The organism is Hanstruepera sp. CR43, assembly GCF_055227665.1.
This window is the reverse complement of record NZ_CP200078.1, coordinates 376,559-388,570: the sequence shown is the minus strand read 5'-3', so window position 1 is coordinate 388,570 and position 12,012 is coordinate 376,559. Positions and strand designations below refer to the sequence as shown.

At 35.8% G+C, this 12,012-nt stretch carries 12 protein-coding genes; 10 read left to right on the top strand and 2 right to left on the bottom strand.

The window, feature by feature from the left end; genetic code table 11:
- The first annotated feature begins 13 nt into the window (after positions 1–13).
- From ACKXGU_RS01755 to ACKXGU_RS01740, 4 genes are all read left to right on the top strand, one after another.
- The gene (locus ACKXGU_RS01755; protein ID WP_463466369.1) at positions 14–1,051 is read left to right on the top strand and encodes an o-succinylbenzoate synthase; all 1,038 of its coding nucleotides are present in this window, start codon (positions 14–16) and stop codon (positions 1,049–1,051) included.
- 1 nt (position 1,052) lies between these two features.
- Positions 1,053–2,216, top strand: a complete 1,164-nt coding sequence (locus ACKXGU_RS01750; protein ID WP_463466368.1) for a CPBP family glutamic-type intramembrane protease — start codon at positions 1,053–1,055, stop codon at positions 2,214–2,216.
- A 6-nt stretch (positions 2,217–2,222) separates the two neighbouring features.
- Entirely contained in the window at positions 2,223–3,290 is a 1,068-nt protein-coding gene (locus tag ACKXGU_RS01745; protein WP_463466367.1) for an AMP-binding protein, read from the top strand.
- A gap of 95 nt (positions 3,291–3,385) precedes the next feature.
- Positions 3,386–5,563, top strand: a complete 2,178-nt coding sequence (locus ACKXGU_RS01740; protein WP_463466366.1) for a vWA domain-containing protein — start codon at positions 3,386–3,388, stop codon at positions 5,561–5,563.
- Positions 5,564–5,601: 38 nt separating this feature from the next.
- Here the strand turns inward: ACKXGU_RS01740 and ACKXGU_RS01735 are convergent, their stop codons facing one another.
- Positions 5,602–6,024 (bottom strand): DoxX family protein, encoded by a 423-nt coding sequence (locus ACKXGU_RS01735; RefSeq protein ID WP_463466365.1) that lies wholly within the window; start codon positions 6,022–6,024, stop codon positions 5,602–5,604.
- Between the two features lie 59 nt (positions 6,025–6,083).
- A complete protein-coding gene (locus ACKXGU_RS01730; RefSeq protein ID WP_463466364.1) occupies positions 6,084–7,727 on the bottom strand; it encodes an acyl-CoA carboxylase subunit beta in 1,644 nt (547 codons plus the stop codon).
- A 262-nt stretch (positions 7,728–7,989) separates the two neighbouring features.
- On the opposite strand from ACKXGU_RS01730, the gene ACKXGU_RS01725 reads away from it, so the two are divergent.
- The 6 genes from ACKXGU_RS01725 to ettA all read left to right on the top strand — a co-directional run bounded on the left by ACKXGU_RS01725 (position 7,990) and on the right by ettA (position 11,992).
- Entirely contained in the window at positions 7,990–8,523 is a 534-nt protein-coding gene (locus tag ACKXGU_RS01725; protein ID WP_463466363.1) for an NADPH-dependent FMN reductase, read from the top strand.
- A 2-nt stretch (positions 8,524–8,525) separates the two neighbouring features.
- Positions 8,526–8,810, top strand: coding sequence for a GNAT family N-acetyltransferase (locus tag ACKXGU_RS01720; protein ID WP_463466362.1), 285 nt, complete (start codon positions 8,526–8,528; stop codon positions 8,808–8,810).
- Between the two features lie 5 nt (positions 8,811–8,815).
- On the top strand, positions 8,816–9,253 hold the full coding sequence (locus tag ACKXGU_RS01715; RefSeq protein WP_463466361.1) for a MarR family winged helix-turn-helix transcriptional regulator: 438 nt from the start codon (positions 8,816–8,818) through the stop codon (positions 9,251–9,253).
- A gap of 29 nt (positions 9,254–9,282) precedes the next feature.
- Positions 9,283–10,008: a pirin family protein gene (locus ACKXGU_RS01710; RefSeq protein ID WP_463466360.1), complete on the top strand. Its 726-nt coding sequence runs from the start codon at positions 9,283–9,285 to the stop codon at positions 10,006–10,008.
- A gap of 107 nt (positions 10,009–10,115) precedes the next feature.
- Positions 10,116–10,298: a CAL67264 family membrane protein gene (locus ACKXGU_RS01705; RefSeq protein ID WP_103052245.1), complete on the top strand. Its 183-nt coding sequence runs from the start codon at positions 10,116–10,118 to the stop codon at positions 10,296–10,298.
- A 2-nt stretch (positions 10,299–10,300) separates the two neighbouring features.
- Positions 10,301–11,992: an energy-dependent translational throttle protein EttA gene (ettA, locus tag ACKXGU_RS01700; RefSeq protein ID WP_463466359.1), complete on the top strand. Its 1,692-nt coding sequence runs from the start codon at positions 10,301–10,303 to the stop codon at positions 11,990–11,992.
- The last annotated feature ends 20 nt before the right edge of the window (positions 11,993–12,012 follow it).

Sequence of the window (12,012 nt, the reverse complement as noted above, 5' to 3'; positions counted from 1 at the left end):
TTTTTGGGTATTGATGACAGCAACTTATCACAAATACACTCTTCATTTCAAACAGCCAAGCGGGACCTCGAGAGGAATACTTAAAACCAAGGAAACCTGGTTCATTATCCTTGAATCTTATGGTAAAAAGGGAATTGGAGAATGTGGCATTTTGAGAGGATTAAGTGCAGATGACAGACCAGATTATGAAGAAAAGCTAAAATGGGCTTGCGAAAACATTAATATTGGTTTGGAAAAACTGGTCAGTGAGCTTGTCGAACTGCCCAGTATTCAGTTTGGACTGGAAATGGCTTTTAAATCTTTGGGAAGCAATCAACCCTTCGAATTATTTCCATCTGATTTCACTAGGGGCAATGACAGTATTCTTATCAATGGTTTGATTTGGATGGGAAGTGAAGCCTTTATGAAACAGCAGATTAAAGAAAAAATTCAATCAGGTTTCTCTTGTATTAAAATGAAAATAGGTGCAATCGATTTTCAAACGGAATTAAATTTATTAAAATCCATTAGAAAAGAATTCTCGGTCAACGATATTGAATTACGTGTAGATGCGAATGGCGCCTTTAACAATAGTGAAGCTCAAGAAAAACTAAAGCGTTTGTCTGAACTGGATTTGCATTCTATAGAGCAACCTATTAAACCAGGTCAACCACAGGAAATGGCCAGGTTATGCAAGGAAACTTATTTGCCTATTGCTTTGGATGAAGAATTAATAGGTGTTTTTGATGTAACAAAAAAACAGGAATTACTACAAACTATCAAGCCACAATTTATTATTTTGAAGCCTAGTTTTATAGGCGGTTGGCGTGGTAGTGATGAATGGATAAATTTTGCGGAGCAAAGTAACATTGGCTGGTGGATTACAAGTGCCTTGGAAAGTAATATCGGGTTGAATGCTATTGCTCAATGGACATATACCTTAAACACCGAAATGCCTCAAGGATTGGGGACTGGAGGATTATTTGAAAATAATTTTGATAGTCCCTTACTGGTTAAAAGAGGTACTTTGCAATATGATATAAATAACGATTGGAAATTTAATTTAGAATAATATGTATATAGCGCAAGCTTTTAATGTGTTACACGATTGGTGGCGATATGTCCTTGGAATGTTACTGATTATTTTGACTGTGATAATAGGACAAATTCCATTAACAGTAGCAATTTTCTTTAAAGCCTTTAGTGAAGGAGATAGTATTATTGGAATGGATGAGGCGCAATTATTATCAATATTAGAGCCAAATTTGAATTTGTTTTTAATGCTTCTATCCTTTGCTGTGGGATTGGTTGGAGTTTTTTTGGCAGTAAAATTTTTCCACAAACAAACCACTGTTTCGATAACGACATCTAGACCAAAGATTGATTGGAGTCGCATATGGTTTGCCTTTATTTTTTGGGGTATTATCTCCTCGGGTTTTATAGCTTTGGATTATTACATGACGCCAGAAGATTATGTCTATAATTTTAAACTGATGCCGTTTTTAATCTTATGCCTCATTGCCGTTATTTTTGTTCCATTACAGACTAGCTTTGAGGAATATTTGTTCCGAGGTTATTTGATGCAAGGAATAGGAGTTTCTTCTACTCATAAAAAATTCCCTTTTGTTTTTATGTATATAGTGATAGCTATTTTAGGATACTTTTTATTAAAATACAGTTTTGAATTTGGCATTATTTTTAAATGGGCATATTTTATTTTAGGAGCTTCATTATTGATTTTAGTTACAAACCTTGATTCTCTAGAAGATTTAATAAGTGTTGATCCTAGAAATAATATTTATAAGTTTTTTAATAGAAATTCAACATCACTTATTATTACTTCATTGGTTTTCGGTTTATTACACATAGCTAATCCTGAAATTGAACAATTAGGCTATGTACTAATGGTTTATTATATTGGAACTGGCTTGTTTTTGGGAATCGTAACCCTTATGGATGAAGGTATGGAGTTAGCTTTAGGCTTTCATGCAGCCAATAATTTATTTACGGCACTTTTGGTAACAGCCGATTGGACTGCCTTTCAAACACATTCCATTTTAAAAGACATTTCAGAACCTGAAACCGCTGGTTTTTTTGATGTATTCATGCCTGTTTTTATTGTGTTTCCTATCGTCCTATTCATTTTTGCAAGAAAGTATAAATGGACCAATTGGAAGGATAAGTTATTTGGTCGGGTTATAGAACCACCTAAAGAAGATTACAAAATATTAGAATAGTGTCACGTGATTCCATCTTTTGATAAAGTACATAATAGGTTTAAGTTAAACGGTATTTCTTTTGATAGAAATGGCCTCAAGGAGTTGGCCTATAGTTTTATAAAAGAAGGTGAACCATTTGAAAGGGTAATTGGTAATTTCATTTCCGATTGGTTAGATCCCAATGATTACGTTTTAAGTAAAACATCTGGTTCAACAGGAAAGCCTAAGACTATCAAAATAAAAAAACAGGCTATGGTAAATTCGGCTATAGCTACAGGCGATTATTTTAGGTTGAAACCTTCTGATAAGGCTTTATTGTGTTTGCCTGCGCAAGCCATTTCAGGGAGAATGATGCTGGTTAGAGCCATGATTCTTGGTTTGGAGCTCGATGCCATAAAACCTTCTAAAACCTTGAGTATTGACCAAGAAAAAAAATATAATTTTACGGCATTCACACCTATGCAACTTGCCAATAATCTGAACAAAATTAAAAACATCAAAACCATCATTGTTGGTGGTGCGCCTGTTTCTTATAGTTTAAAGGAAAATATAAAGGATTTTAAAGTCCAGATTTTTGAAACCTATGGCATGACAGAAACGGTCAGTCATATTGCTGTTAAAAAACTGAATGGCTTTAAGGCATCTAAACCAGAATCTGTTTTTAAAGTGTTACCTGGAATTAACATTTCAAAAGATGACAGAGATTGCCTGGTGATAGATGCTCCGAATATAACTTATGAAAAGTTAGTAACAAATGATATTGTCAGATTAACGGCAGAAGGTTCTTTTGAATGGTTGGGTCGATTGGATAATGTTATTAATTCAGGTGGAGTGAAGTTATTTCCTGAAATTATAGAAACTAAATTGCAAGTTCATATTTCAGAGCGTTTTTTCATATCCTCTTTACCTGACGATGAGTTAGGAGAGAAGTTGGTGCTTGTTGTTGAGGGCCAGGGTAAAGATTTTGACCGCTCGATTTTCAAAGCATTGGATAGATTTGAAGTTCCTAAAGATGTTCGTTTTGTTGAAAATTTAATAGAAACACATTCAGGAAAAATTGCGCGTAAGGAAACATTACATTCAGTTATTTGACCACTACACTCATTCATATACCCCGTTAACTTATTATAGGTTTTTTATAATGCATTAGGGTTTTAGGTTTACAATAAATTTAAAACACTAACATTATGAGAAATCTACATTACATGCTGATCATGGTTTTTTTGGGTTTACAAACCATGGCCCAAGAGAAAGCTATTTCCGGGACCATTTCTGATGAAAATGGAATTCCTTTACCAGGCGTAACAATTATTATAAAAGGTACTACTCAAGGAACACAAACAGATTTTGATGGTAATTATTCAATCAAAGCACAACTTGGTGATATCTTAAAGTTTTCATTTTTAGGGTATCGGACTGTTGAAAAAACTGTTGGTATCTCTGAAGAAATTAGTTTTGCCATGGAAGTGGACTCTGAAGCTTTGGAAGAAGTTGTGGTAACAGCTCTTGGTATTAAGCGAAAAAGTGACCAAGTAACGCACGCTTACCAATCGGTTAATATTGGTAACAATTCAAACACGTATAGAGGCAGTAGCAACTACAGAAGGCGAGGAAATAAAAAAAGCACCCAAGTTACCAACTCCCTATCTGGAAGGGTGTCAGGTTTACAAATAAATAGTCATAGTTCAAATGTCAACCGTGTAGTATTACGTGGCAATCGTTCTGTTTCAAATGGACAACAAGCTTTAATAGTCATAGATGGTGTCATATCTAATTCAGAAACATTGGCAAAACTATCACCACAATCCATTCAAGAAACACATGTTATTAAAGGCGCTGGAGGTTCTGCATTATACGGTTGGCAAGGTGCTAATGGGGTGGTTGTTGTTTTAACAAAAGATAGCGGTTATAAAATTCCCCACAAAGTCAAAAAGCATATACATCACTCAACCAAACAAGAGTTTAATACAGAGACCTACGAAGAAATAGTTGAGAATAACTTTGAAAATGTCAAGCAAAACCCTTTATCAACATTTTCTATAGATGTGGATAAAGCGTCCTACAGCAATATCAGACGGATGATAAATAATGGAGAATCTATTCCCGCCAATGCCGTAAAAATAGAAGAAATGGTTAATTACTTCAATTATCATTATCCGCAACCTACAGATAACCATCCATTTTCAATTAATACTGAATTAGTACAAACACCATGGAATGCTGATACAAAATTGGTAAAAATAGGATTACAAGGAAAGACCTATGAAAATGACGAACTCCCTGCCAGTAATTTAACATTCTTGATTGATGTATCTGGATCCATGGGTTCAGCCAATAAACTACCATTGTTAAAGTCTGCATTTAAATTATTAGTAAATCAATTAAGGGATAAGGATAAAGTATCCATTGTTGTGTATGCAGGTGCAGCTGGGGTGGTATTGGAGCCAACATCAGGTTCTGAAAAGAAAACTATTTTAGAAGCTATTAAAAAATTGGAGTCAGGTGGCTCAACAGCCGGTGGGCAAGGCATTGAGTTGGCATATAAATTAGCTTCAAAGCATTTTATTAAAGACGGAAACAATCGCGTGATTTTAGCTACAGACGGTGACTTTAACGTTGGAATATCCAGTGATAACGATATGAAAAAATTGATAGAAAAAAAACGTGAATCTGGGGTGTTCTTGTCAGTTTTAGGTTTTGGGTATGGAAATTATAAAGATTCCAAATTGGAGATTCTGGCGGATAAAGGCAATGGCAACCATGCCTATATTGACACTATGCAGGAAGCTCAAAAAGTGTTTGGTAAAGAATTTGGTGGAACATTGTACACCATTGCCAAGGATGTAAAAATACAAGTAGAGTTTAATCCGCAGAAAGTTCAAGCATATCGATTGATAGGTTATGAGAACAGATTATTGGCAGATGAAGATTTTAAGGATGATACCATTGATGCTGGCGAATTGGGAAGTGGTCATACGGTTACTGCTTTATATGAAGTCATACCAGTGGGTGTAAGTAGTAAATATTTAAAGGATATTGATGATTTAAAATACTCCAGCACTTCTTTGAGTTCCAATTATTCCGATGAACTCTTGACGGTAAAATTTCGATATAAAAAACCTGATGGTAAAAAAAGTATTGAAATGATACATATTCAAGAGGATGTTGTCCAGGAGCCGACTCCAGACATGAATTTTGCTTCGTCAGTTGCTTTATTTGGAATGCAGCTGCGGGATTCAAAATATCACAATGATTCAAAAATCAAGGATGTTTTAGAATTAGCAGATGAAGGACGCGGTCAAGATATTGATGGCTATAGGTCAGAGTTTATAAGATTGGTAGAGTCTTCGAGAAGTTTGCAGTAAGCACTAAATTAAAAAAGCGACCAATTTGGTCGCTTTTTTTATTGTTGCATTTTAAAATAATAATCGCAGGAATGTTTTCCAGATCCGTAGAAAAGAAAGAATATACATACCAACAACGTTAAGCTTGCCATAAGTAAGTTGGCGTTATTCATTTCACCAACAAAATTAATAATGATAGCACCAATTAGAATTGGTAATTGTGCTATAATAGCCCAACGGGTCAGTAGGCCAAAAGCAATAAGAATACCACCAATAAAATGTGCAGGAGCAACATAATGCACAGTTATCATACCACCAGCCATATTTTGGATGGGTGAAAAGAGATCAATTAAAATTTGAGTGTTTGCCATAAAGTTTATCCCTTTTATAAAAAGGAATATACCAAGAGCAACACGAATCAAATCCAAAGGGTAATACGTGTGGGCATTCGCCCATTTGTTTAAGGTTTTAATCGTTCCCATAACTAATAATGTATTGATTTATACACTATTAAGATACGAAATTTTACCGACTTAATTTATTAAACCTGTAAAACACCCAAGTTAAATGGTTTTTCAATAGGAGCATGGTTGGCAGCTTCAATGCCCATGCTAATCCAAGTTCTGGTATCTAAAGGATCGATAACGGCATCTGTCCATAACCTGGCGGCGGCATAATATGGCGACACTTGGTTGTCGTAGCGTACTTTTATTTTGTTGTAAAGTGCTTCTTCTTTTTCTTTGGTGATTTTTTCACCTTGCTTTTCCAAGGATGCTTTTTCAATTTGAAGTAATACTTGAGCAGCACTTTTTCCACTCATGACGGCTAGTTCAGCACTTGGCCAGGCAAAAATAAGTCTAGGATCGTAGGCTTTACCACACATGGCATAATTACCGGCTCCATAACTGTTACCAATGACAACAGTAAATTTGGGTACCACACTATTGCTCACAGCATTGACCATTTTAGCACCATCTTTAATAATTCCCGAATGCTCACTTTTACTTCCTACCATAAAACCAGTCACATCCTGAAGGAAAACTAATGGAATTTTCTTTTGATTACAATTGGCAATAAAACGAGTGGCCTTATCCGCTGAATCGTTATAAATAACACCTCCAAATTGCATTTCAGCAGGTTTGGTTTTAGCTCCAGTAGTTTTAACGATATGGCGTTGATTGGCCACAATGCCAACTGCCCAGCCATCTATTCTGGCATAGCAGGTGATAATAGTTTTTCCATACCCTGCCTTATATTCTTCAAATTCACTATTATCAACAAGTCGCTTTATAATTTCATACATGTCATATTGATCAGCTCGACTTTTCGGTAAAATACCATAAATATCTTCTTGGTTTTCTTTTGGTTTTTTGGCATCAACACGGTTAAAGCCAGCTTTATCAAAATCACCTATTTTGTCAACGATATTCTTGATTTTATCCAAAGCATCTTTATCATCTTTAGCTTTGTAATCAGTAACACCGCTAATTTCACTGTGCGTCGTAGCACCACCAAGCGTTTCGTTGTCAATACTTTCGCCAATAGCGGCTTTCACCAAATAGCTACCCGCTAAAAAAATGCTTCCTGTTTTATCAACAATAAGAGCTTCATCGCTCATAATAGGCAAATAAGCACCACCAGCTACACAACTTCCCATAACTGCCGCAATTTGGGTAATCCCCATACTACTCATGACCGCATTGTTTCTAAAAATACGTCCAAAATGCTCCTTGTCCGGAAAAATTTCATCCTGTAAGGGTAAATACACACCTGCTGAATCTACCAGGTAGATAATGGGTAGTTTATTTTCTATAGCAAGTTCTTGTGCTCTTAAATTCTTTTTTCCTGTTATAGGAAACCAGGCACCAGCTTTTACGGTTGCATCGTTAGCAACCACAATACATTGCTTACCTTTAATATAACCTATTTTAACCACAACACCACCAGACGGACAACCACCATGTTCACTGTACATATCATCACCGGCAAAGGCTCCAATCTCAATACTTTTGGCTTTGCTATCCAGTAAATAATTAATGCGTTCTCTGGCTGTCATTTTACCTTTGGCATGATGCTTTTCAATACCTTTTTCGCCGCCACCAAGTTTTACTTTGGCTAGTCGATTCTTAAGGTCTGAAACCAATAATTTATTATGATCTTCGTTTTTGTTGAAGTTTAAATCCATCAGATATTATATAGTTAATTAGGGCGTTCCCACGCAATCGCGCGGTCGGGTTTTCCACTGTATCTCCCTAGAATAGGAGGATGTCACTGCAACCCCTAACGCAAGTTGTTAATGCAGGCTAAAAATACAAAACTTAATCTTGTCACGAAAACGTTGTAATGTAAAAGCAATGTTAAATATATCACCATGTAAATAGTTTCCTTGGAAAATAAAAGAATTTGCCATATATTTGCCATGGAAAATAAAAACAGTGAAAATTAGTATGAGACAAATCATCGCATTCGCGGGAAGCAATAGTAAAACATCCATAAACAAACAACTGGTTACATATGCGGCAAATTTGGTTGAAGGGACCAAAGCTGAAATTTTAGATTTAAACGACTTTGATGTACCTATGTTTGGTGTTGATCTTGAGAAAAGTATGGGTGGCCAGCCTGAAAATGCCCATAAGTTATTGAATAAAATAAAGAAAGCTGATGGTATTGTGATTTCATTGGCAGAGCACAATGGGGCATATACCGCAGTTTTTAAAAACCTACTGGACTGGATGTCCAGAATAGAGGGCAAGACTTTTTATGGAAAACCCATGCTACTAATGGCAACATCACCTGGAGAAAGAGGTGGACAATCGGTTTTAACCATTGCTCAAGACCGTTTTCCAAGACACGACGCTAATGTGGTTGCCGTGTTCTCTTTACCAAAATTTAGTGATAACTTTTCACAAGGAAAGATAATCAACAAAGAATTAAACGACCAACTTCTAGTTGAAGTAGATAAATTTCAAAATGCATTATAACGATGAATATTCAACAAGAAGATAATACTAAAAAAGGGGTGTTTTATGTTGAGCAAGAGGGAAATCGCATAGCTCAAATGACTTATGTTTATGCAGGTGACCGTCAGATTATTATTGATCACACCGAAATAGATGCTAGTTTATCAGGTCAAGGCGTGGGTTATAAATTAGTGGAAGCAGCCGTATCATTTGCCAGAGACAAAGAGTTAAAAATTTTACCACTTTGCCCTTTTGCCGCAGCTGTATTCAAAAAGAAATCAGAAGATTATAAAGATGTTAAAGCCTAATCATTATGGGAGATATTTCTAAAGATGTCAATTCATCCTTCAGGGACAATAGAACCAAAGCCCTGATAAACATTCTGTATACAGCAAATTGGATTACCGCAAAACAAAACACCTTTTTTGCACAATTCGGGTTGTCGCCACAACAATACAATATATTAAGGATTTTGCGAGGTGCTAACAAGCCGTTAACCATGCAAACTGTAAAAGAAAGAATGATTGAGCGCGCTCCTAATGCCACACGTTTAACTGATAAACTATGTGCTAAAAGTTTAATTGAGCGCATACCATGTAAAACCGATAGACGCGTAGTTCATATAGCCATCACTAATAAGGGACTTCAATTATTAGAAGAAATAACAGAAGATTTCAACGAGGACTGGTTAAAAAATATTACTGAAAAAGAAGCATCACTATTAAGTGATTTATTAGATAAATTAAGATAAAAAGGGGAAACCCGGAAAGGACTTTTAAAATGAAAACAATAATTCATAAAGCAAGTACAAGAGGTTTTGCTAATCATGGTTGGTTACAAGCAAATCATTCGTTTAGTTTTGCCGGTTGGTATAATCCTGAACGGATACATTTTGGCGCCCTTCGTGTGTTAAACGACGATGTTATTGCCCCTAAAATGGGGTTTGGAACACATCCACACGACAATATGGAAATTATTACCATTCCATTGAAAGGCGTATTAAAACATCGAGATAATATGCATGATGAATGGCAGCCTGTTTTACCAGGTGAAGTTCAGGTAATGAGTGCTGGAACAGGTGTCCAACATTCTGAAATCAATGGTTCGGTTGATGAATATTTAAGTTTGTTTCAAATTTGGATTATACCAGAAAAACAAGGTGTAGCGCCTCGTTACGATCAAAAACAATTTGATGTTGCAGCACGAATGGGCAAATTACAAACTTTGGTAAGTTCGTTTGAAGATAGCGATTCAGAAAGTTTGAAAATTCATCAAGATGCTAGGTTGTCTCGAATTAATTTAAATAACGGAGACACGTTTACCTATAATCTAAAAAGCAGTGAGCACGGAGTTTATGTTATGAATATTTCTGGTAAAGCTGAAATTGATAATGATATATTGGAAACTCGAGATGCTGTGGGAATTTCAGAAACTAAATCTTTTGAAATTAATGCTAAAGATGACCTGGAATTGCTATTTATTGAAGTTCCAATGATGAACCTTTAGATATTAAATACGCTTAAAACTAAAGCATCACATTTGTGATGCTTTTTTGTTTTAAAAACACGATATTTGTATCATAACTAACTATTGAAATAAATTAAGAATAAATTATGGCAATGAATAAAAATACAGTGTTGGCCTGGGCAACATGGATAATGATTTTTGTAGGATTAGGTTTAATAGGATTAGGCGCTTTCCGTTATGATGATGTTGCAGGTTGGGGATTTGCGGCTGTTGGATTTGGATTTTTCTGTATTGCATGGGTGTTTAATGCATTAAAAGGACGAGTATAATTATGAGTGACGATAAAAAAGTAATTTTTTCAATGTCCGGTGTAACCAAGACATTCCAATCGGCAAATACGCCAGTATTAAAAAATATTTATTTAAGCTTTTTTTACGGAGCCAAAATTGGCATTTTAGGTCTGAATGGATCTGGTAAATCTACGTTATTAAAGATTATTGCTGGAGTCGATAAAAATTATCAAGGCGATGTGGTTTTTTCTCCTGGATATACTGTTGGCTATCTAGAACAAGAACCTGAATTAGATGACGATAAAACCGTGATGGAAGTCGTCCGTGAAGGTGCTGCTGAAACCGTAGCAATTCTGGATGAATATAACAAAATCAACGATATGTTTGGCTTGGAAGAAGTTTATAGTAATCCTGATAAAATGGAAAAACTAATGAATCGTCAAGCGGAACTTCAAGACCAAATAGATGCTTCCAATGCATGGGAATTAGATACCAAATTAGAAATCGCTATGGATGCGTTGCGTACTCCAGAAGGCGACAAGAAAATAGGCGTATTGTCTGGTGGTGAGCGTCGTCGAGTAGCCTTATGCCGCTTGTTATTGAAAGAGCCTGATGTGTTACTTCTTGATGAGCCTACCAACCATTTGGATGCCGAATCGGTTCATTGGTTGGAACATCATTTGGCGCAATACAAAGGAACTGTGATTGCTGTGACCCACGATAGATATTTCTTGGATAATGTAGCTGGTTGGATTTTAGAATTGGATAGAGGTGAAGGTATTCCCTGGAAAGGAAACTATTCATCATGGTTAGATCAAAAGTCTAAACGAATGGCTCAAGAAGGAAAAGCAGCTTCAAAGCGTCAAAAAACTCTGGAACGTGAGTTGGAATGGGTGAGACAAGGTGCTAAAGGTCGTCAAACAAAGCAAAAGGCACGTTTGAAGAATTATGACAAGCTTATGAGTCAAGATCAAAAACAATTGGATGAAAAACTTGAAATTTACATACCAAATGGGCCTAGGTTGGGAACCAATGTTATTGAAGCAAAAGGGGTTAGTAAAGGTTATGGTGATAAATTATTGTATGAAGATTTAAACTTTAATTTGCCACAAGCAGGAATTGTTGGCGTTATTGGTCCGAATGGTGCTGGTAAAACCACAATTTTCAGAATGATCATGGGTGAAGAAAAACCAGATAAAGGCGAGTTTATAGTTGGCGACACTGCGAAAATTGCCTACGTCGATCAAAGTCATTCCAATATTGATCCCAATAAAACCATTTGGCAGAACTTTAGTGATGGACAAGAATTAATTATGATGGGAGGTAAGCAGGTGAATTCTAGAGCGTATTTAAGCCGTTTTAATTTTTCTGGAAGTGAACAAAATAAGAAAGTATCATTGCTATCAGGTGGGGAGCGTAACCGTTTACATTTAGCCATGACTCTAAAGGAAGAAGGTAATGTATTGCTTTTAGACGAGCCAACCAATGATCTTGATGTCAATACATTACGAGCATTGGAAGAAGGTCTTGAGAATTTTGCAGGTTGTGCTGTAGTCATTTCTCACGACCGTTGGTTTTTAGATAGAATCTGTACCCACATATTAGCTTTTGAAGGTGATAGTCATGTGTATTTCTTTGAAGGCAGCTTTAGTGATTATGAAGAAAATAAAAAGAAACGCTTGGGTGGCGATTTAATGCCAAAACGAATTAAGTATAAAAAATTAGTACGATAAAAATAAATCCCGCTAAATGC